The organism is Thiospirillum jenense, from assembly GCF_014145225.1.
GTDB lineage: Bacteria > Pseudomonadota > Gammaproteobacteria > Chromatiales > Chromatiaceae > Thiospirillum > Thiospirillum jenense.
In genome coordinates, this window is record NZ_JABVCQ010000011.1 from 1 (window position 1) to 20547 (window position 20547).

The following is a 20547-nucleotide window of genomic DNA, read 5'->3' on the forward strand; positions in this document are numbered from 1 at the left end:
TTAAACTTGGCACCACCAAGCAGCATCGAACTAACTTGTTTATAGTTGTGCATTCGCATCGGTCAGATTCCTTAAAATGCTCCAGGTGTTTGATCGTTACTATTCGCCAACGTCGAAACGCGACTGTTTTAATGCCTCATGCTTCCCGATCGCCTATTCCGATTATTTACCGGATTAATAGTTTTGTTATTATTAACAAGCTGTGCCATTTGGTCATCGCGTGAGTTAACTTTCAGCAACCAATCTGTGCAAATTACTGATAGTTTTATAATCACCAGTGATCACTGCCATTTATTCTACCGCCGCTATGAACCACGCCCATCTGCATTCCATTTTATTAAACCAACAGTGCGCGGCACTGTCATTTTAGGACATGGTTTTTTACGCGATCAATTGAATTTGTCGGGATTAGCTAATTATTTAGCGCGAGCGAATATTCGCGTGATCACCGTCAATGATTGCATTTCATTATTCGACCGTAATGCAGCAACTAAACGGGCGGTACAATGGCAGCAATTAGCTACCGCATTACAATTAACCCCGGTGATTTATATGGGGTTTTCATCCGGCGGCTTGACCGCATTACTCGCCGCGCAACTTGATTCAAATAGTATCGGCGCCATTACATTAGATTTGGTGAATAAAAACAGCGCTTCGGATTATTTAAATACCACAACTTTTAGCAAACCAATTATTGGCCTACAGGGCGCCGCAACCAATTGTAATGCAAATGGAAATGGAATGGCAATTTTAATGAACGCATCGCAAGCATGGGTGCGCACCTTTGCTGACGCTGGTCATTGCGCATTTGAGTCACCAACCGATTGGCTATGTGAATTGATTTGTCAACGTCCCGCCAATGCGTCGAATGATGACCAACAAGACCGCGCCCGAGCGCAAATCATGGTAGCGACGCGGTCGGCGGTCATTGCATTATTGAACAGACAGCCGCAACATTGGATCACATCTATTAAAACTAATCAATCAACTGCTGCTATTAATCTTCATCTACCGGCATCCCCACCAGGGACAACACCAACTTTGCAATAATCGCATCAACTTCTGGCTCTGCTTGTGACGGATTATCAGCATATTTTTCAATCAAATCAAATAGGCTGGCAATCACTTCGGCAAAAGCCGTGCGAACTATATTTAATAAATCTTGTGATCCATCAATGTCATAATTTTCAATTAATGATTCGCCAATATTATCACGAGATAACCAGTTATTTGGCGATGTGTATTGTGGAACCATGCCGCTAAATATTGTACTAATATGATCCACTTCAACATAGATATCGTCCATTTCTTCTGCGGATAACACGTTAGAAATGAATTGACGCACGAGTTCATCAACAACCATGATGTCGCTCAGATCAATACTGTCATCCGAATGCTGATTGCTATTATCAGTCATAAAAAACCTTTTACAATTACAACCTATTAATACGATGTGGAATGAACCACACCAATTCTCCCTCGAATGAAACGGTTCGCAAGCTCACCGCACCTTACGGCATTTTATAATACGTCAGCGAGATAGGTTTTAACTGACGTATCTAAATCAATCTCGCCGGCTAATACGGCCGGTTCATAACGCCGCCGCCAACCACCCATTAACAAATCTGCGCGTTGCCATTCCAAAAAAATCAAATGTGCCAATGGACCGCCGCATTCAAGAAAGCCCGATTCATAAAAGGCGCGTTCTGTCCGCGCACGATCATAATCAAACCGCACAATTTCAGTATGCCACCGCCCACCATAAAAACTGAATTGCCCTAAACTACCGCGTACATCACGATCAAATGGCGATCCAACTGAACCTACATTCACCACATCCATTCCCTGTGTATGGCGTTGATGCACCTTATGCGTATGACCAGTAATAAATAATGCGATATTTTCCGGCAACTTACCAATTAACGATTCATCGGTCGTCACGGCCGAAATTCCATCTCTATTGCTCGCTAATGTGCCATGTGTAATATGCACCCAATGCTCCGGCTGCGGCGCATCAAAACACAAATGATCTGGCCAATTGCATAGTGCGGTGTATTGCGCGGCCACCTGTTGCCACGTCCAATCGGCAATACGGCGCATGTCATGTTCAATAGCTGAAATTGGCGCCTCTCGACCGCAGCGCAATACCCAAGTTTCATGGTTTCCATTCACCGGCAACCAACCATGACGCTGGCGTTGTGTATTAAACAGCGCGAGGCATTGCGCACTTTCCGGACCACGATTAATCAAATCACCCGCCATCGCTACCACATCCGGCTGCCAATTATCAATCACTTCTAATGCCGCTTCCATTGCAGCTAAATTGCCTTGCACATCGGAAAATACAACGACTTTCATAACTGATTTATCCTCATATACATCCGAAGTTTGTGCAACTTTTAATATAGCAATCCGCAATGAGTTATCATTGGCGGGATGCGGTGTTTATTACCAATACAACAATACGCATTATTGATTGCGCCGATCAATCACCCGTTTAGCTTTACCTTCACTGCGGGCAATGGTGTGCGGTTCAACCAAGCGTACCTCAGCGCGAATGTTAATAATGCGTTCAATCGCTTGACTTAATCGAGTGCGCACGATTTCTAGTGCACGAATTTCATCACTGAATAATTCAGGCGTTACCTCAACTTCAATCGCCAATTGATCCAGCCCTTGTTCACGAGTTAGAATAATTTGATAATGCGGCACCGTGCCTTTGACCGTTAATAATGCCGCTTCAATTTGACTGGGATAGACATTCACGCCGCGAATAATCATCATATCATCCGACCGCCGTCCAATACGGCGAATACGGCGTAATGTCCGCCCACAGGTGCAGGGTTCGGTCATTAAAGTAGTGATGTCACGGGTGCGATAGCGAATAACCGGCATGGCTTTTTTACTTAATGTTGTTAAAACCAATTCGCCTTCGCTGCCATCTGGCAATACCGCGCCTGTATCGGGATCAATAATTTCGGGATAAAAATGGTCTTCAAAAATGTGCAAACCATGTTGCGCTTCGCATTCACTGGCCACGCCGGGACCAATAATTTCGGATAATCCGTAAATATCATAGGCTTTAATGGCGGCGGTATTTTCAATATGACTGCGCATTCCTTCTGACCAGGGTTCGGCGCCAAAAATCCCGACCTTTAATGGTAATTCGCGCAAATCAGCGCCTAATTCAATTGCCCGTTCTATTAGATAGGTGAAATAACTTGGCGTACAACACAGCGCGGTGACATTAAAATCACGCAGCAACATAATTTGCCGATCGGTATTACCACCCGAAATAGGAATGACCGTTGCACCTAATGCTTCTGCGCCATAATGCGCACCCAAGCCGCCGGTGAATAAACCATAACCGAATGCGTTTTGTAAAATGTCGCCACGATGTAATCCGCAAGCGGCAAAAGTGCGGGTCATTACTTCGGCCCAAACATTCACATCTTCTCGCGTATAAGCCACGACAATTGGCTTACCAGTAGTGCCAGAAGAGGCATGAAGACGCACGATTTCTGACATTGGACTGGCAAATAAACCGAATGGATAGGTGTCGCGTAAATCGGTTTTCACCATAAATGGAACGTGTTGTAAATCGGTTAAACTGCGAATAGCGGCCGGTGTTAAACCGCGCTCATTCATGCGCTGACGAAATAATTCCACCGCATCATAAGCGCGAGTAATCACGGCGCGTAAGCGTCGCAATTGGATTTCATGCAAACGTGAATGCGGTAAAAAATCGCTGGCACTGACCGGGTGAAATCCACCGGCGGCATCATTCCAAAGTTCGGTCAACATGATAATGATGAGTTCCTGTAGTCACAGATGAATGCGAATAAAAAATGGATTAGCTGGGTTGCTTTTTAATTCCACTGACGCGGAAAAACCGCGGTGGTTGGTTAATTAAGTTTTAATCCCAACGCCACGATTAAGCAATGTGAGACTAATCCACGTCAAAATAAAAATACAGCTGGCGATGAGTGCGAATGCCAGACTGAGCGACACGTCAGTTGTGCCGAGTAGTCCATAGCGAAACGCATTGACCATGTATAAAATCGGATTAATGAGTGAGAGATGTTGCCAGATTGTTGGCAATAAATCAATGGAATAAAACACGCCGCCTAGATAGGTAAGCGGTGTTAAGATGAAGGTTGGTACGATTGAAATATCATCAAAACTATTGGCATAAACCGCATTGATAAAGCCGCCCAGTGAAAATAAAATTGCGGTCATGGTGAAAATGGTAATGGTGGTGCCGATGCTATGAATATGTAAATCCGTGAATAACCACGCTACCAATGTGACGGCGATGCCAACAGCTAATCCGCGTAATACGCCGCCGGTGACATAGCCGGCTAAAATAATCCAGTTTGGCACCGGGGCGACTAATAACTCTTCAATATAACGCGAGAATTTGCTGCTATAAAAAGAGGCCACAACATTGGAATAGGAGTTGGTAATCACCGCCATTAGTACCAATCCCGGCACAATGTAATCAATGTATGCAAAGCCATTCATTACGCCGATGCGGTCGCCAATTAAGCGCCCGAAAATGACAAAATATAGCACGGTGGTCACAACGGATGGCAATAATGTTTGAATCCAAATCCGTGCGAAACGTACTACTTCTTTAATTAAAATAGTTTCAAATGCGATCCAATAACGAGTCATGGCGCTGTCTCGCTGGTGGTGTCTTGTTCAATTAAATCGAGAAATAATCGTTCCAGCCGATTTTGTTTATTGCGCATACTCACCACGTCAAGGCCAAGCTGTGATAATGCGGCAAACAGTTCATTCAAGGTTTGATGGCGTTGTAATTCAATTTCTAATGTCTGTGCATCCACTTGGGTTAGATGAAATCCTGCCAGTAACGCTGCGTTCGGTGATTCAATCGGCTGCCGCAAATTCAGCATAATTGTTTCAGCGCGCAATTCTTTTAACAGCGTTGCCATGTTCGTTCGCGCAATCAAGTTGCCTTGATGGATAATGGCAATATGCCGACATAAACTTTCGGCCTCTTCTAAATAATGCGTGGTTAAAATGATAGTAGTGCCATCGGCATTTAATTCGCGTAAGTACTCCCACATAGCGCGGCGGATTTCAATATCTACCCCAGCAGTGGGTTCATCTAAAATCAATAAGCGCGGGCGATGTACGAGAGCGCGGGCAATGAGTAATCGGCGTTTTAATCCACCAGATAATTGGCGTGTTTGTTGTTCGCGCCGTTCCCACAAGTCTAGTTTGCGCAAATAGAATTCGGCGCGAGCGCGGGCTTCATGGCGGGGAATACCGAAATAACCTGCTTGATTGATGACGACTTCTTGAACAGGTAAAAAGAGATTGAAATTGAATTCTTGCGGTACTACGCCAATAACGGATTTGACCTGTTGTGGTGCGCGATCAAGATCATGGCCAAAGACCGTGACGCTGCCGGATGTTTTATTAACTAGGGAAGTTATGATGCCAATAAAGGTGGATTTGCCGGCGCCATTTGGACCAAGAAGGGCAAAAAAATCGCCTTCAGCAACGCTTAAATCAATCCCTTTTAAGGCTTCAAAACCGGATTGATAGACTTTACGCACTTGGTGCGCGACTAATGCAGACATCTGAGTAATAACAGTGATATGATAAGGTGGAAAATAGTAGTGCAATTGCAGTCAAATCGCAATATAACAGGCGTCGGGGTTAATGATTACGATGGCGGCGATCAGGTTGGTGCTGCCAACAATTTGTTTAGGATAGCGCGATGGTGTGCTAATTGATAGTCCCGTCGCAGGCGTCTAGTTTGAATTAAACACATTAAATCAGTGAGAGCGGTTTCAAATTGATCGTTGACGATGAGATAATCATATTCGTGATAGTGTGATAATTCGGTGCGGGCGGCGGTCATGCGATGGGCAATGACTTCATTACTATCTTGGGCGCGGCTACGCAGGCGTTGTTCTAATGCTTGTAATGATGGCGGTAGAATGAAAACGCTAATGGCCTCTGGAAAACGGGCGCGTACTTGTTGGGCGCCTTGCCAATCAATTTCTAAAATTAAATCAATCCCGTCGGCCAATGCCGAGCGCAAGGTTGCTTCGGCGGTGCCGTAAGCGTGATTGAAGACACGAGCGTATTCAACAAACTCATTGGCGGTAATCATGCGTTCAAAGGTTTCTTGATTGACAAAATGATAATGTTCACCATTTAGTTCACCCGGACGCGGCGCTCGGGTGGTATAGGAAGTGGATAATTTTAATCGCGGAAAACGCGCTAATAATTTGCGCACTAAGCTGGTTTTGCCCGCGCCGGACGGTGCCGAGATAATAAATAAAGTGGCATTTAAGACGGGCGGGGTGGGGGTGTGATCGGCAGTCAAAATAATCATTCCTTAATGAAATAAAATTGAATAAACAATGGGTGTGATGAGTTGCGCAGTGTCGCTCGTTGAATGGCAGCATTGTTGCAAACCTGATGGTCACAGTGGCGCACCGCCGAGTAAATTACTTGATTTAACAATTAGTTAGCGTTATTAAACTCAGCGGCACGATGTTTGCATAACGGGTATTTCATTAACCGCGCCAGCCGTATTGGAGTGTTTCATCATGGCGACAACCGTAACGCCCATTTGGGTGCAAATCAACGATACCACGTTGCGCGATGGCGAACAGTCAGCGGGTGTGGCTTTTTCATTGGCAGAAAAACTCGCCATTGCGCAGGGCTTGGATGCGCTCGGGGTGCCGGAATTGGAAATCGGTATTCCGGCGATGGGCGAGGAGGAATGTGCCGCGATTTATGCCGTTGCGGCGCTGAATTTGCGGGCAAAATTGATGATTTGGGCGCGAATGTGTCACGCCGATTTGGCCGCCTGTCGTCACCTGCCGGTGCAGTGGATTGATTTGTCAATTCCCGTGTCAGATCAGCAAATTACGCGCAAATTACGGCAAGATCGGCGCTGGGTGTTGCAACAAATTCGCACGCTCGTCCCAGCGGCGCTGGATTTGGGCTTGCACGTTTGCGTTGGCGCGGAAGATGCCTCGCGGGCGGATCCCGAATTTCTGTGGCAAGTGGCTGATATTGCTCAACAATCTGGTGCCGAGCGCCTGCGCTTTGCCGACACGGTGGGCGTGATGGAACCGTTCGGGTTATTTGATCGCATTCGTGACCTGCGCGCTCGCTGCGATTGCGAGTTGGAAATGCACGCGCACGATGATTTGGGCTTGGCGACGGCGAATACATTGGCGGCGGCGCGGGCGGGGGCGACGCATGTCAACACGACCGTACACGGTATCGGTGAGCGGGCGGGGAACGCGGCGCTGGAGGAGGTGGTGATGGGTTTACGGCACGGCTATGGCATTGATACTGGCGTGAATTTGTCGCAGTACCCGGCGCTGTCGCAGTTGGTGGCGCAGGCGTCCGGGCGACCGATTGCGTGGCAAAAAAGTCTGGTCGGCGATGGGGCGTTCACCCACGAGGCGGGCATTCATGTTGACGGGTTGCTCAAAGATTTGCTGAATTATCAAGGGATTGACCCGGCCGAGGTCGGGCAACATCATCGCCTCGTGTTGGGCAAGCACTCGGGGCGGCAGGCGGTGCGTCACGCTTACGCCGACCTGTTGCGCACCGAATTGACCGATCAGCAGGCGGCGGACGTGTTAATTCAAGTGCGCGCATTTGTCACTACGACTAAACGCTCGCCAGCGCCCGCAGATTTGCAACGGTTTCTCGCCATCACGCGCACACGTTAATTGCCGCGTATTGCGTTATCATAGCGGATTATTACTCAATCAACGCAGCATTGGAGATGACCCGCGTGACCACCCCAATTAACCCGGTATTAGACACCTTTATTAACCCGCAGCCAGAACGTGATTACACCATTCGCATTCGTATTCCCGAATTCACCTGTTTATGTCCGAAAACTGGGCAGCCGGATTTCGCCGAATTAACGCTCGAATACGTCCCAGATCACTGCTGCGTGGAATTAAAAGCGCTCAAATTATACATTTGGTCTTACCGCGAGCGCGGCGCCTTTCACGAGGCCGTGACCAATCAAATTCTCAATGATTTAATTGCCGTTTTACAGCCGCGTTTTATGCGTTTAACGGCGGTATTTAATGTACGCGGCGGGATTTATACCACCGTCACTGCTGAACATCGCGCCGCCTATTGGCAGCCACCAATGCCCGTGCAATTGCCGTGATGGTTGCATCCCGCCCGCGTAGTTATTCGCAGTTGAATACGCACCGCTGGGCAATTGGTTTAATTGTCATCATCACGCTGTGGCGCATTGCATTAGCGACAATTCTACCCATTACCCAAGATGAAGCCTATTATGTTAATTGGTCATGGGTATTGCAGTGGGGCTATTTCGATCACCCACCCGGCGTGGCATTACTTAGCAGCACTAGTCTATTGGCGGCGGGTAATGTATTTGCCGCAAGATTAGGCACCTTAATTGTTGCCACCTTCACAGTCATTGCACTGTGGCGCCTGTATTGGCAATTGGGTTTGCGCGACCAATCAACCGCCCCGGGCGAATTAACCATCGCCATGTTAATTGTCAGCGCCACCATTCCCGGCGCATTAGTCGGCATTATCACCACACCTGATACGCTATTAACTTTATGCTGGGTATTAGCATTACACGAAGCCCATGCCGCCACTTGTCATACACAACAACGGTGGCGCTGGTTAATTGCTGGGCTATTCACCGGTTGCGGTCTTTTAAGCAAATACATCATGGTGTTAATTGGGCCGGTGTTATTGGTTTTAATCCTGTTAATTGACCGCGCTGCATTACGCACCCGCTGGCCGTATCTTGGCGGGTTCATTGCAATTATGATCTGTTTACCGCATATAGTGTGGAATGCCAATCACGACTGGTTAACGGTGAGATTTCAATTCGGCCACGGCTTTTCCACTGATGCCGGCACCATGCAATTATTAGCCGAACAAGTATTACCCGCCGTTGTAACTACGCAACCTTACTCGCTCGCTGCCACGCCAATGTCATTACTTGACCGCATCGCCAGTGTCGCCAGTTTTATTAGCAGTCAATTGGGATTTTTCGGCGCGATGTTAATAGCGTTCACTGTCGGAGTGGGACGCTTGAATAGCGCAGATGCGATTCAACAGATGCGCCACTGGTGGTCAACGCAATTCACCGCGCCGGCACGGGCGTTATTATTAACGGCCACAGGCGCGCCGCTATTATTATTCGGCAGTATCGCCAGTTTTAGTTCAGTTGAAGCCAATTGGGCGGCGCTGTTTTTAATCACTGCTGCGCCAATATTTGCAATGGCGCTGCGCCGCTTATCTAATTGGGTGATGACAACGGCAGCAATCAATCTATTGCTTGTGTCATTGTATATTGGTTATGCGGCAATTGCTTGGCCGCCATTGCCCGATCAAATCAAACGGGGGTTGCGTGAAACACATGGCTTTGCTGAATTAGCGGATAGCGTGGCGCAACAGGCGCAATCAATTGCTGTATTTGCTGATCGCTATCAATTAGCCGCCATGCTCAACTTTTATCAACCGCAATTGCAAGTTAATCAATGGCCGGGCATCACCCGTCCATCAGAATATTTGCGCGGTTTCATTGTGCCATTGCTGCCCTTGACTGTATTAAAACAACGTGGATTTTGGTTGGTGACGAGTAAAATAACACCCGCAACTATTCCCGGATTTATTCCAGTACAACAGCAAGTGTTTATTGATTGCGCAGGTCAAGTAGTGCAGCGTTTAGATGTTACCAACTCTGGCGAAACCGCTTGTCAACACCCACTGCATTGGTGGCAGTTAATTCAATATCAATCCATCGTGGTGCGGTAATCAAGCAAGCAGCCTAAATAAGAAAAGTTTGCCGCCTGATGTGATAAATTGGCGGGCGGTATTAGCCTAAATTGATGGGTTAGAGAAATTTTGCATCACACCTTACGCAGTTCAATAACCACGTTGGTTAAACATGTTTAATAATGCTTACTGGGTCTCAGCAATCAGATCGTATTCAATTGCAATGTGGTCAGGAGATTTTTTTGCCTGTTTTTTTAATTCAGCAATAATACGCGAGAGTTCATCAAACGTGTGACGGGGAGTTGCTTGAGGTAATACTAAAATTGCCGCACTGCAACCTAATAATGGAAAGCGCGTCATTTCACCATGCCGATTGAGTGCTTCAATATAGCTACGTTCCCGCGCCGCTGCATCATAAAAACTTTGCACTTCATGGGCGAAAATATTTAATAAGGTGTGAACCGCTTCTTTTACTTGTTCAACCGCTAAATGCTTAAATCCAACAAAAAAATCGTCGCCACCAATGTGTCCAATAAAGCAAGATTGATTATTCAGTTGCTTGCGTAATAGATCGGCGAACAACATAATTGCACGATCACCAATGCGAAATCCATAGGTATCATTAAACGGTTTAAAGTGATCGAAATCCAAATAAACCAAACAACAAGCAGTATGAATGTCCGCCAAAATCTGGTTAACATATTCAACAATATTATGATTTCCAGGTAAGCGGGTGAGCGGGTTTTGATCGCGGGCATCCGCCAAATTTTTAGTATCAATAATGTGCAGCAGTGCGCTTTGTGAAATAAACCCAGTGTAATAAAAGTTTTCGGTAATAATTAGCCCTGGCGGATGGCCGGCAGCAATATAAGTATCTAATAAACATTTAACCGTGCTATTCACTTCAACCCCAGGGCAGGGTAAAATGAAATGGTTGATTTTTTTATTATAAGCAGGGTTAGCTAACAAATCACGACCATAATTTGAATAGATGTAAGATTTTAAGTTTTGTTCGTGAATTAAACCTAGTGGGCGGTTACAGCAATCAACGACAGGAAAAAAACTACGGTCACTATAGCGTCTAAAAAAATCAAATACGGTGCGCATTTCATCTGTTTCACATAATACCGGCAAACGTTCAATGCAGGTTTGAATTAAAGATGAATCACCATCATTTTGGCGACGTTGTGGTATAGCAAATTGCTGAATTTGGCAATGTTCTTTTAACAGATTAGTCGATTGAATGCTTGGGTCTATTACAAATTGTCCTTGTGCAAAATCACAACCTATTTCACGACAAGCAATAAATTCTTCGGTCGTCTCAATGGTGGCAGCAATCACTTGAATACCGAGCGTGTGTGCAAGCTGGATGATATGGCTGACAAATAAGTGTTGCCGGTGGTTGGTGGCTAAATTAGCAACAAAAAAGCGGTCGAGTTTAATCATATCTGGATTTAATTCGTACAGATGTTTTAATCCAGAATAACTTGCGCCAAATTCGTCAATTAAAAATAGATAACGTTGTTGGCGTAATGTGTGAATAATGTTCTGTACTTGTGGATAAAAACTGAGTGATTGCGTGTCCTGTAATTCAAAACAGATACAGGCCGTTGGCAATTGATAACGTGCCGCAACCGCCGCGATATGTTCGCCTAATAATGGTACGCTGTTTAACGTGCGCGGTGCTATTTGTAATAACAACCTGATGCGATTGCGCTCGCCCGGGTGTGTTGCTGCAAATACCGTCACGGCACGTTCAATTAATAATCTTGCCAGATAAGATAAGACACCGTTATTTTCAGCATAGGTTAGTAATGTCGAAACGCTCTCAAATCCCAATTCTATATGGCCCTGTAAAACAGCTTCATAGCCAAATAACGTCCCGGTGTGGACATTGATAATTGGTTGTAGCGTATAGGTTAATTGTTCATGTAATGCCGCCCAAATGAGTGCAAACTCTTCAGTACGCGATGGCATATCAGTTGTGGCAACAATCATTGACAAATCGTCGTAATTCATACAGGCACTTATATTAAATAAAAACGAGTGATTGTTATTGTTATCGGGGAAATAACAATACGCACAACATCAATCTCGCCTAGTCATGCAGACATACATCAAATTATAGTCTAGCACGGATTAGTGAATATCTGATGAATGTCAGTCGTAATAACTATAAAGTGCCGTATTTGACGGCATCACTTTTAGGCATGACGCAGTGAATATTTGAATAAACTATTGTTTCAAATACGCGGTGACTAATCACTCAGTTGCATAGCGCTTTAGTGAATTCTCAATTCGTAGCCGCGCATTGAATGTGATTACAACATCATGCTGCTTTATCCAAACGAGTGATGCTTAAACCGTCACGAATATTCATGCTAATTAATAGCAAATTGCTGGCACCGGCCAATAATTCAATCGCTTGCACACTATAAAAGATCAAATCAAATTGGTTCACCTGCGCCTTTGCGTTCAGAAATAACGCCGCTGGAATTAACAACAATACACCAGTCATCGCAATCAATGGCATCCGCTGACGTTTGGCAATTAACAAGTGGTGATGATTTTCTTTAGCCATTGCCAAACCTGTTCCGCCAGTGATAGCGATAGCGGGTATGAATATGACGAGTGACCAAACGATGGTGTGCTTGACCATTGCAATTGCATTGTGTGATAAAAACAACTCCGCGATTACTGAAGATAACCAAAAGCTAATGATAAATAATAGCGAAATCAATGCGGCAGTGAGATGCAGTGGTTTTTGAATTGAGTTCATGGTTAATCTCCACTGGAAATGGGTGAATGTAACGCGGCGATGTTAGTCAAGACTTGATTAGCAATATGCAAGTCTTGAGCATTCAGCTGTTGGGTAATAAAGCGGACATGTTTTTGCCACTGTTTGTCAATTGACTGATAATGCTCGTGACCAAGCGATGTGAGTTGATAAACTGGTGAGCGCAGATTTAATGGATTTGGCAAGCGTTCAATTAACCCCTCTTTTAATAACAGATTGAGTTGTTTTTGGGCACCTTGACGAGTAACACCCATTGAATCAGCAATACGCGGCGCCGCTAATGGTTCTTTAGATAACGCCAATGCTCCGAGCATTTGCCAGCGCGCACTGGTTAAACCAAATGGCGCTACGAATTGATCGCCCCACGCCAATATCATTCCATTGGTTTTGAAAATAGTCAGAATCAGTGCGCTGAATTGATTGGTCGCTTTTGACATCATGTACTCCAATTAAACATTGGACAACCAGTTTCCAATAAAGACAATAGGTTGTCAACTTTTTGCCGCAAAATTTTGGCGACACGGGCAAGCCATCAAAATCCGATTAGGTCTCGCGCTTTTTTTATCGCAACGATGTCCGATTCCCTTTCCACTTCGCTCCATATCCGCTACACTAAATGCGAATCGTTTGCATCTTTACCGTTTCTTGATTAATGGATTGTGACTATGACTCAACCAACTATTGAACTAAATTCCCTTACAGAACTGCCACTTGGCACAACTGCGCGTATTGTGCGCATCGCCGGCGGACGCGATCTGAACCGCCGTCTGCTCGGACTGGGGCTGCACATCGGCAGCGAAATTCGCATCGAACATCGGCGCGGGCGCGGCTTCGTCGTCGCCGCTGGTGAAACACGCATCGCGCTCGGCGGCGGCATTGTTGAAAAATTATTAGTTACGCCATTAGAAAACACTGTCGTAGCTGAGGTGGAATAATGACTACTGCTGCCTCTGAAGAAAGCGATAGCGCCCGTCCATTACGTCTTGCATTAGCGGGTAATCCGAATTGCGGTAAATCGGCGTTATTTAATGCACTGACTGGTATTCGCCAAACAACGGGTAATTGGCCGGGGGTTACAGTTGAGCGTAAAGAAGGGCGGTGTGAATTAGATGGACGTGCCGTGCGCGTGATTGATTTGCCTGGTATCTATTCGCTGGATGCGGTGTCATTAGACGAACAAATTACGCGTGATTATTTATTGTCACGCGATGCCGATTTAGTTATTAACGTATTAGATGCGGGCAATTTAGAACGTCATTTATATTTTACCGTGCAATTGTTAGAAATGGGGGTTCCTATTGTCGTTGCATTAAATATGATGGACGTTGCCACCAAACACGGTATTCAAATTGATACCGAACAATTAGCACACGCATTAGGCTGCCCCGTCATACCAGTGGTGGCGGTGAATAAAACTGGCATTACCGAATTAAGTGCGCGGGCATTAGCGGTGGCGAGCGGTCAAGCATCAGGTGGTTTTGCATTAGCGCATGATGAATGCGTCGAACAAGCAGTGACGGCATTAGCCGCGCAGATTCCAACGGTCATTGGACGCATTGAAAATGGGCGATGGTTAGCACTCAAATGGTTAGAGAATGATTCGTTAGCAATGGCGCTATTACCATCAGAGTTAATACAACCGGTGAATATGTGGCGCACATCCATTGCCGAACGGTCAGGTGAAGATGCCGATATTCATATTGCCGATACCCGCTTTAATCATGCGCATACGTTAGCAGCACGGGTCGTGCGCCAGCATGGGCGGGCGGGGCGGCATTTATCCGATGCGATTGATCGGGCGGTATTAAGCCGTATTTGGGGCATTCCGTTTTTTCTATTCATCATGTACACGATGTTTGTGTTCACCATTAACATCGGCGGTGCCTTTATTGATTTCTTTGACGGCGCTGCACAAGCACTCTTTGTCACTGAATTCGGCCGCTGGTTGGTATTATTAGGCGCACCAGATTGGTTACAACTCATTCTCGCTGACGGCATTGGTGGCGGATTAACAGTAGTCGCCACCTTCATTCCAATCATTGTCAGTTTATATTTGTTTTTATCTGCATTAGAAGATTCAGGTTACATGGCGCGGGCAGCGTTTGTCATGGATCGCTTCATGCGGTCTATTGGTTTACCTGGCAAAGCCTTTGTGCCGTTAATCGTTGGTTTTGGCTGCAATGTCCCCGCCGTCATGGCCACGCGAACATTAGAAAACGAACGCGAGCGCAAATTGACAATTTTAATGAATCCGTTTATGTCATGTGGCGCACGTTTGCCCGTGTATGTATTATTTGCCGCGGCCTTTTTTCCGCATTCAGGACAGAACGTCGTATTTGCATTATATGTCATTGGTATTTTGGTAGCGTTATTCACTGGTGTGGTGATGCAACGCACGTTATTAGTCGGCAGCAGCAGCGGTTTTATGATGGAATTGCCGCCGTATCATTTACCAACATTACGCGGAATTTTATTGCGTACTTGGGATCGGTTAAAGCTCTTTTTAGTCAACGCCGGGCGTGTCATTGTGGTCGTCGTATTAGCACTCAATCTCCTCAACTCTATTGGCACGGACGGGCGTTTACATAGCGATAGTGAACACTCGGTATTAAGCGCTGTCAGCCGCACCTTTACGCCGTTATTTGCACCGCTCGGTATTGCAGAAGACAATTGGCCGGCGGTATTGGGCATCGTCTCTGGGGTATTGGCGAAAGAGGTCGTGGTCGGGACGCTTGATACCGTCTATAGCCAACTGGCTGTCGAGCAAGCGCCTGCCACGTTAGATACCGACGAACCGCCCTCCCTCAGCACCGCGCTGCTCGACGCCGCCGCCACAATTCCAGTCAATCTCACGGCGGCGTTGGAGAATTGGCGTGATCCGCTGGGGTTGGATGTGGGCGAGCTGGACGATCCGCAGGCGGTCGCTGAAGAACAGGCGATCAACACCGGCACCTTTGGCGCGATGGAAGCGCGGTTTGACGGCCGCGCCGGTGCCTTCGCTTACTTATTGTTTATCCTACTGTATTTTCCGTGCATTGCCACCATTGGCGCCGTTGTCCGCGAGGCCGGCAACGCCTGGGCCGCCTTTGTCGCGGCGTGGACAACCGGCATTGCCTACCTCGTGGCAACCGCGTTTTATCAAGCCGCCACCTTTGAACAACACCCCTGGTCAAGCGGCGCGTGGTTAGCCGGGTTGACCATCACCTTTATGATCGTCGTGGCTGGGTTACGCACCTGGGCGCGGCGCACCGAGGCGCAGTCGGCTGCGCAGTCAACATGCTAACCAATGTACGGCGTTATCTTCAGCAACGCCCCTTTGCCAGTTTGACCGAGATTGCCCGGCATCTCGACGTCGCCCCTGATGTTGCACGCGGCGTATGCGCGGTTTGGCTGCGGCGCGGCAACATAGCGACCATTGCCAACGCCGCCACCTGTAGCGGGTGCGGCAAATGCAGTGGATGCGCCCCAGAAGCGGGCGAATTCTACCGCTGGGTGGAATAATCACCGCGATCAATTGGCGCCGTCGGGATAAACACCGCCGGCGCTGGCGCAATACCTCCCGCTAACCAGTTGATTAAAAAGTATTTTTTGATCAACCGCAACACCAGTTAATGACAGTCACCGTTGTTAGCCAACTTTTGGGTACAATTGTCACCGCCCGCTGCAACCGTTTTGCATATTGCCAATTGATTGTTCACAGTTAACGTGCAATATCCATGACTGCATTCACCAGCGGTTTCACGGCGCTTATGGCGCGTGGTTTTAACCTTTTTAATTGTACTGCTGCTAATGACTCAACCAATAAAAACCGATACGTTTGACCGCGCTCAATTACTGTCTTGTGGCTATGGCGAATTATTCGGCCCCGGCAATGCGCAATTACCCGTACCGAATATGTTAATGATGGATCGTATTGCCACGATTAGTAACACAGGCGGGCAATACAATCGCGGTGAAATCGTCGCCGAATTAGATATTCATCCCGACCTGTGGTTTTTTCAATGTCATTTTCCCGGCGATCCCGTCATGCCCGGCTGTTTAGGATTAGATGCGTTTTGGCAAATTGTTGGTTTTTATTTAGCATGGATTGGCAATCCCGGTCACGGACGCGCATTAGGCGTGGGGGAAGTGAAGTTCACCGGTCAAGTATTGCCGACCGCAACGCGAGTCAGCTATCGTGTCTCAATGAAACGGGTAATTACACGCAAATTAGTATTGGGGATTGCCGATGGCGTCATGGACGTTGATGGACGCGAGATTTATATCGCTAAAGACTTGCGAGTTGGGCTATTCACTTCGACTGAAGGATTTTAATGAATGACGGCAGATTCCGTGTCATATCCGCATCTACCCAGCGAATTGCAATTGCACAGCAAGTCACGGGTTTTAACTATTTGTTTTAATGACGGCGCCTGTTTTCATTTACCCTGTGAATACTTGCGGGTCTTTTCGCCGGCTGCCGCACACATCGCCGGCATCCCAATTGTTGGCAAAGAATTGGTGAATATCACGGCGATTGAACCGCAAGGTCAATACGCCGTGCGCTTGTGTTTTGATGATGGTGACGACACCGGTATTTATGCGTGGGAAACACTGTATGCGCTGGGGATGCAATATGAAGAGAATTGGGCGCAGTATCTTACGCAATTAAAACAATGCGGTTATCAGCGTCAAGAACCCGCGCCGGGCAATAAACATTTGCAATTGCTGTATTTCTCTTGGTTAGCAAAAAAAATGCGCAAAACAGCGGAAGAAGTAATTGCGCCGGCAACGGTAGTAGATGTGAATAGTTTATTAACCTGGCTTGGGCAACGGCGGCGCGGCATGACACCGTTATTCCAACCCGGTCAATTGCGCGTTACCGTGAATAAACAATTCACTGAACCCTTTACCCGCTTGCAGGATGGCGATGAAATTGGATTAGTTCCAATGACGCCGATTGAGCCGCAGACGCCGGAGCTGATTTAATCAACACATTTCAATAATGAACAGGCGATGTTACTCAGTTTACAAAGCGCATTCGGTATAGTCATATTTCTCACATTAGCCTGGTTAATCAGTGAAGAACGGCGGCATTTCCCTAGGCGATTAGTCATCACTGGTTTGGGTGTGCAATTGATTTTGGCAATCACATTGCTCAAGTTACCATTATTCAAAGACCTGTTTTTGGCATTAAATCAGGTGTTAGACACATTGCAACAAGCCACACAAACCGGCACCAGTTTTGTATTCGGTTATTTGAGCGGTGGCACTCCACCATTTGACATCATTAATACCAACGCCAGTTTCATTTTGGCATTTCGTGTATTGCCGTTGGTATTAGTCATCAGCGCGCTTTCTTCATTATTGTTTTATTGGCGTATTTTACCCTGGCTCGTACGCGGTATCTCATTCGTATTGCAGCGCACCATGAGTATCGGCGGCGCAGTTGGATTAGCGGCGGCCGCGAATGTCTTTGTCGGTATGGTGGAAGCGCCTTTATTTATTCGGCCGTATCTCGCCGCCATGAATCGGGGTGAATTATTTGCGGTAATGACCTGTGGCATGGCCACTATTGCCGGTACGGTCATGGCGCTATACGCCAGTTTTTTAATGACCGCCGTACCGGATGCACTCGGTCATATTCTCACCGCGTCATTAGTGAATGCGCCGGGTGCATTAATCATTGCCGCTATCATGGTGCCACTCGGTAATACCAATACCGCTGGCAGCCTAACACCACCGCAGCAGGCGCGCTCCAGTATTGACGCCGTGACGCAAGGGACATTGGCCGGCATCAATTTACTCATTAACATTGCCGCCATGCTGGTCGTATTTGTCGCATTAGTGCATTTAGCCAATTCATTATTAAACCTTCTGCCAGATTACGCCGGACAACCATTCACTTTGCAACGGTTATTAGGTTGGTTCATGGCACCAGCGGCGTGGTTAATTGGTATTCCCTGGCATGAATCAATGACGGCCGGTGGGCTACTCGGCACTAAAGTAGTGTTGAATGAACTGCTGGCGTATCTTGATTTAGCGCAATTGCCTGTTGACGCTTTAAGTCCACGCAGTCGTTTAATTATGACGTATGCGCTGTGCGGTTTTGCTAATTTGGGCAGCATGGGTATTTTAATTGGCGGGCTGTCCAGCATAGCGCCACAACGACGTGATGAAATCGTCAATTTAGCGCCCAAAGCAGTGCTGGCTGGGACGCTAACCACGTTAATGACTGCTGCGCTGGTCGGGGGATTAACGGTCTAATGATTATTGATTGATTTAACGCACCGCCATAAATCACGCAAAATTTATTCAACCGCACGGCGTGGTGAATGAAAATTACATGCAACCGTCGCCTATTTAACTAATGACACGCGGCACTACTGGTGTAATGACATGACGCATGGCCGCTAAAATACCTTTTAATAAAACAACCGGAGTCGGTGGACACCCGGGGATTTTCACGTCCACTGGGATAACCGTTTCCACTGCCCCGCAACTGGCGTAGGACGCGCCGAATTCACCGCCATCACACGCGCAAGTCCCTGCTGCAATAACAAATTTTGGCGCCGGCGTCGCCCGCCAAGTACGCCGCAATGCCGTTTCCATGTGGCGCGTCACGGGGCCGGTGACTAATAAAGCGTCTGCATGGCGGGGTGATGCAACGAAATGAATCCCGAAGCGTTCTATGTCGTGATACGGATTATTCAGCGCATGAATTTCTAATTCACAGCCATTGCATGAACCCGCATCTACTTGGCGAATCGCCAGACTGCCAGAGAAATAACCATCCAAATAACGCCGAATATGAATACCCAGCCGTTCTAATTCGGCTTCATCGGCAGTTGGCGCCGGTTCGGTCATGATCCCAGTGCGGAGCGCCTGATTAAGAATGCGCAGCATAATGATTCCTTTTATTAATGAGAAGCTGCGACATGAGTCGCAGCGTGTTCAAACTGTTTTACCGCATGTCATTACGGACGGTCATCAACCAATTGACCTTCTTTAGTCACGGGTGGTATTAAATCAGCTCTGGTTGTCCCAAGCCACACGACAATTGCCGTTGCTACATAAATGGTTGAATAGGTACCGACAAAAATACCAATAATGAGAACCAATGAAAACCCGTATAAGGCTTCACCGCCGAAGAAAAACGGTGCTAATAATACTAACAACGTGGCGCCGGCAGTGATGAAGGTACGCGATAGGGTTTCATTGATAGCGCGGTTAATCAGTTCAATCACAGTGCCTTTGCGTTGTTTGCGGAAATTCTCGCGGACTCGGTCAAAAATAACAATGGTGTCATTTAATGAATAGCCGCTCAATGCTAAGACTGCTGCCAGGACGTTCAGATCAAAGGGAATGTAGAATAATGAAAACATGCCGACGGTAAAAATCACATCGTGAACAATTGCCGCCACTGCGCCAACGGCAAACCGCCATTCAAATCGCAGTGCAACGTAAATTAAAATGCCAATTAACGCAAACAACACGGCCAAGCCGCCCTGTTCACGCAATTCAGCGCCGACTTGCGGCCCTACGAATTCAACCCGCCGTAATTCTAGTTGACCGTCGGCCGCTTTACTCAGCACCTGAAATAACCGATTACTGAGCATCGCTTGCGTTTCTGGTTGTTTATTCTCTTCGGCATCATTGTCATTCTCAGCGGGTGGCGGCAAGCGAATTAAAACATCTTGGCGTGACCCAAAATATTGCACCATTGCATGGTTGAAACCATTATCATTTAATGCGCGGGTCACAGTGTCTAATTCAGTGGGTTTCGCATAACCGACTTCGACAACGGTGCCGCCCGTGAAGTCTAATCCAAAATTCAATCCTTGAATGACAAAGGATAATAGGCACACGAAGAGCGTGACTGCTGAAACAGTCATGGCAACAAACCGTTTGCCCATGAAATCAATATTTAAGTTTTTTATGATGCGTAGATGAGCCATGCGTTGACGCCTGCAATGTTTGAGAAT

General features: G+C 47.0%; 21 protein-coding genes. 10 read left to right on the plus strand and 11 right to left on the minus strand.

Annotation, left to right across the window (positions count from 1 at the left end; translation table 11 throughout):
• The first annotated feature begins 246 nt into the window (after positions 1 to 246).
• The gene (locus tag HUK38_RS06365) at positions 247 to 1050 is read left to right on the plus strand and encodes an alpha/beta hydrolase (protein WP_182583494.1); all 804 of its coding nucleotides are present in this window, start codon (positions 247 to 249) and stop codon (positions 1048 to 1050) included.
• On the opposite strand, the gene HUK38_RS06370 is transcribed toward HUK38_RS06365, so the two are convergent.
• The 6 genes from HUK38_RS06370 to gmk form a co-directional block, all read right to left on the minus strand.
• Positions 998 to 1417 (minus strand): hypothetical protein, encoded by a 420-nt coding sequence (locus HUK38_RS06370; RefSeq protein WP_182583495.1) that lies wholly within the window; start codon positions 1415 to 1417, stop codon positions 998 to 1000. The two genes, HUK38_RS06365 and HUK38_RS06370, sit on opposite strands and share 53 nt — an antisense overlap.
• A gap of 104 nt (positions 1418 to 1521) precedes the next feature.
• Positions 1522 to 2358 carry a metallophosphoesterase family protein gene (locus tag HUK38_RS06375; protein WP_182583496.1) on the minus strand — a complete coding sequence of 279 codons (837 nt, stop codon included), beginning with the start codon at positions 2356 to 2358 and terminating at the stop codon, positions 1522 to 1524.
• Between the two features lie 111 nt (positions 2359 to 2469).
• Positions 2470 to 3804, minus strand: a complete 1335-nt coding sequence (locus HUK38_RS06380; RefSeq protein WP_182583497.1) for a phenylacetate--CoA ligase family protein — start codon at positions 3802 to 3804, stop codon at positions 2470 to 2472.
• A 105-nt stretch (positions 3805 to 3909) separates the two neighbouring features.
• Positions 3910 to 4677, minus strand: coding sequence for an ABC transporter permease (locus tag HUK38_RS06385; RefSeq protein ID WP_182583498.1), 768 nt, complete (start codon positions 4675 to 4677; stop codon positions 3910 to 3912).
• The gene (locus HUK38_RS06390; protein ID WP_182583499.1) at positions 4674 to 5612 is read right to left on the minus strand and encodes an ABC transporter ATP-binding protein; all 939 of its coding nucleotides are present in this window, start codon (positions 5610 to 5612) and stop codon (positions 4674 to 4676) included. Before HUK38_RS06390 ends, HUK38_RS06385 begins: the two co-directional genes overlap by 4 nt.
• A gap of 101 nt (positions 5613 to 5713) precedes the next feature.
• Positions 5714 to 6376, minus strand: coding sequence for a guanylate kinase (gene gmk, locus HUK38_RS06395; protein WP_182583500.1), 663 nt, complete (start codon positions 6374 to 6376; stop codon positions 5714 to 5716).
• 217 nt (positions 6377 to 6593) lie between these two features.
• Between gmk and nifV the strand changes: the two genes are divergently transcribed.
• From nifV to HUK38_RS06410, 3 genes are all read left to right on the plus strand, one after another.
• Positions 6594 to 7736 carry a homocitrate synthase gene (gene nifV / locus HUK38_RS06400; protein WP_182583501.1) on the plus strand — a complete coding sequence of 381 codons (1143 nt, stop codon included), beginning with the start codon at positions 6594 to 6596 and terminating at the stop codon, positions 7734 to 7736.
• A 65-nt stretch (positions 7737 to 7801) separates the two neighbouring features.
• Positions 7802 to 8191: a preQ(1) synthase gene (queF, locus tag HUK38_RS06405; protein ID WP_420825164.1), complete on the plus strand. Its 390-nt coding sequence runs from the start codon at positions 7802 to 7804 to the stop codon at positions 8189 to 8191.
• Positions 8191 to 9825 (plus strand): ArnT family glycosyltransferase, encoded by a 1635-nt coding sequence (locus HUK38_RS06410; protein WP_238787503.1) that lies wholly within the window; start codon positions 8191 to 8193, stop codon positions 9823 to 9825. Before queF ends, HUK38_RS06410 begins: the two co-directional genes overlap by 1 nt.
• Positions 9826 to 9972: 147 nt before the next feature.
• Here HUK38_RS06410 and HUK38_RS06415 read toward each other — a convergent pair whose 3' ends face one another.
• The 3 genes from HUK38_RS06415 to HUK38_RS06425 all read right to left on the minus strand — a co-directional run bounded on the left by HUK38_RS06415 (position 9973) and on the right by HUK38_RS06425 (position 13023).
• Entirely contained in the window at positions 9973 to 11784 is a 1812-nt protein-coding gene (locus tag HUK38_RS06415; RefSeq protein WP_182583504.1) for a GGDEF domain-containing protein, read from the minus strand.
• 331 nt (positions 11785 to 12115) lie between these two features.
• On the minus strand, positions 12116 to 12565 hold the full coding sequence (locus tag HUK38_RS06420; protein ID WP_182583505.1) for a hypothetical protein: 450 nt from the start codon (positions 12563 to 12565) through the stop codon (positions 12116 to 12118).
• 2 nt (positions 12566 to 12567) lie between these two features.
• Positions 12568 to 13023, minus strand: coding sequence for a MarR family winged helix-turn-helix transcriptional regulator (locus HUK38_RS06425; protein ID WP_182583506.1), 456 nt, complete (start codon positions 13021 to 13023; stop codon positions 12568 to 12570).
• A gap of 225 nt (positions 13024 to 13248) precedes the next feature.
• On the opposite strand from HUK38_RS06425, the gene HUK38_RS06430 reads away from it, so the two are divergent.
• The 6 genes from HUK38_RS06430 to HUK38_RS06455 all read left to right on the plus strand — a co-directional run bounded on the left by HUK38_RS06430 (position 13249) and on the right by HUK38_RS06455 (position 18829).
• Positions 13249 to 13518, plus strand: a complete 270-nt coding sequence (locus HUK38_RS06430; protein WP_182583507.1) for a FeoA domain-containing protein — start codon at positions 13249 to 13251, stop codon at positions 13516 to 13518.
• Entirely contained in the window at positions 13518 to 15866 is a 2349-nt protein-coding gene (gene feoB / locus HUK38_RS06435; protein WP_182583508.1) for a Fe(2+) transporter permease subunit FeoB, read from the plus strand. The genes HUK38_RS06430 and feoB overlap by 1 nt, the downstream gene beginning before the upstream one ends.
• Positions 15860 to 16084, plus strand: coding sequence for a FeoC-like transcriptional regulator (locus HUK38_RS06440; RefSeq protein WP_182583509.1), 225 nt, complete (start codon positions 15860 to 15862; stop codon positions 16082 to 16084). The genes feoB and HUK38_RS06440 overlap by 7 nt, the downstream gene beginning before the upstream one ends.
• A 288-nt stretch (positions 16085 to 16372) precedes the next feature.
• Positions 16373 to 16897, plus strand: a complete 525-nt coding sequence (gene fabA, locus HUK38_RS06445) for a 3-hydroxyacyl-[acyl-carrier-protein] dehydratase FabA (RefSeq protein ID WP_194374848.1) — start codon at positions 16373 to 16375, stop codon at positions 16895 to 16897.
• A gap of 3 nt (positions 16898 to 16900) precedes the next feature.
• Positions 16901 to 17551: a gamma-butyrobetaine hydroxylase-like domain-containing protein gene (locus HUK38_RS06450; protein ID WP_182583510.1), complete on the plus strand. Its 651-nt coding sequence runs from the start codon at positions 16901 to 16903 to the stop codon at positions 17549 to 17551.
• Positions 17552 to 17578: 27 nt separating this feature from the next.
• Entirely contained in the window at positions 17579 to 18829 is a 1251-nt protein-coding gene (locus HUK38_RS06455; RefSeq protein WP_182583511.1) for a NupC/NupG family nucleoside CNT transporter, read from the plus strand.
• Positions 18830 to 18925: 96 nt separating this feature from the next.
• Here HUK38_RS06455 and HUK38_RS06460 read toward each other — a convergent pair whose 3' ends face one another.
• Both HUK38_RS06460 and secF read right to left on the minus strand, forming a co-directional pair.
• Positions 18926 to 19468, minus strand: a complete 543-nt coding sequence (locus HUK38_RS06460; protein WP_182583512.1) for an NADH-quinone oxidoreductase subunit B family protein — start codon at positions 19466 to 19468, stop codon at positions 18926 to 18928.
• Positions 19469 to 19539: 71 nt separating this feature from the next.
• The gene (gene secF / locus HUK38_RS06465; protein WP_182583513.1) at positions 19540 to 20520 is read right to left on the minus strand and encodes a protein translocase subunit SecF; all 981 of its coding nucleotides are present in this window, start codon (positions 20518 to 20520) and stop codon (positions 19540 to 19542) included.
• Positions 20521 to 20547: the final 27 nt, after the last annotated feature.

What these genes read in the sequence shown, in the direction of transcription:
- HUK38_RS06370 (WP_182583495.1), bottom strand. Translation starts at nt 1,417, where the DNA reads ATGACTGATAATAGCAATCAGCATTCGGATGACAGTATTGATCTGAGC.
- HUK38_RS06375 (WP_182583496.1), bottom strand. Translation starts at nt 2,358, where the DNA reads ATGAAAGTCGTTGTATTTTCCGATGTGCAAGGCAATTTAGCTGCAATG.
- HUK38_RS06380 (WP_182583497.1), bottom strand. Translation starts at nt 3,804, where the DNA reads ATGTTGACCGAACTTTGGAATGATGCCGCCGGTGGATTTCACCCGGTC.
- HUK38_RS06385 (WP_182583498.1), bottom strand. Translation starts at nt 4,677, where the DNA reads ATGACTCGTTATTGGATCGCATTTGAAACTATTTTAATTAAAGAAGTA.
- HUK38_RS06390 (WP_182583499.1), bottom strand. Translation starts at nt 5,612, where the DNA reads ATGTCTGCATTAGTCGCGCACCAAGTGCGTAAAGTCTATCAATCCGGT.
- gmk (WP_182583500.1), bottom strand. Translation starts at nt 6,376, where the DNA reads ATGATTATTTTGACTGCCGATCACACCCCCACCCCGCCCGTCTTAAAT.
- nifV (WP_182583501.1), top strand. Translation starts at nt 6,594, where the DNA reads ATGGCGACAACCGTAACGCCCATTTGGGTGCAAATCAACGATACCACG.
- HUK38_RS06410 (WP_238787503.1), top strand. Translation starts at nt 8,191, where the DNA reads ATGGTTGCATCCCGCCCGCGTAGTTATTCGCAGTTGAATACGCACCGC.
- HUK38_RS06415 (WP_182583504.1), bottom strand. Translation starts at nt 11,784, where the DNA reads ATGATTGTTGCCACAACTGATATGCCATCGCGTACTGAAGAGTTTGCA.
- HUK38_RS06420 (WP_182583505.1), bottom strand. Translation starts at nt 12,565, where the DNA reads ATGAACTCAATTCAAAAACCACTGCATCTCACTGCCGCATTGATTTCG.
- HUK38_RS06425 (WP_182583506.1), bottom strand. Translation starts at nt 13,023, where the DNA reads ATGATGTCAAAAGCGACCAATCAATTCAGCGCACTGATTCTGACTATT.
- HUK38_RS06430 (WP_182583507.1), top strand. Translation starts at nt 13,249, where the DNA reads ATGACTCAACCAACTATTGAACTAAATTCCCTTACAGAACTGCCACTT.
- feoB (WP_182583508.1), top strand. Translation starts at nt 13,518, where the DNA reads ATGACTACTGCTGCCTCTGAAGAAAGCGATAGCGCCCGTCCATTACGT.
- HUK38_RS06440 (WP_182583509.1), top strand. Translation starts at nt 15,860, where the DNA reads ATGCTAACCAATGTACGGCGTTATCTTCAGCAACGCCCCTTTGCCAGT.
- fabA (WP_194374848.1), top strand. Translation starts at nt 16,373, where the DNA reads ATGACTCAACCAATAAAAACCGATACGTTTGACCGCGCTCAATTACTG.
- HUK38_RS06450 (WP_182583510.1), top strand. Translation starts at nt 16,901, where the DNA reads ATGACGGCAGATTCCGTGTCATATCCGCATCTACCCAGCGAATTGCAA.
- HUK38_RS06455 (WP_182583511.1), top strand. Translation starts at nt 17,579, where the DNA reads ATGTTACTCAGTTTACAAAGCGCATTCGGTATAGTCATATTTCTCACA.
- HUK38_RS06460 (WP_182583512.1), bottom strand. Translation starts at nt 19,468, where the DNA reads ATGCTGCGCATTCTTAATCAGGCGCTCCGCACTGGGATCATGACCGAA.
- secF (WP_182583513.1), bottom strand. Translation starts at nt 20,520, where the DNA reads ATGGCTCATCTACGCATCATAAAAAACTTAAATATTGATTTCATGGGC.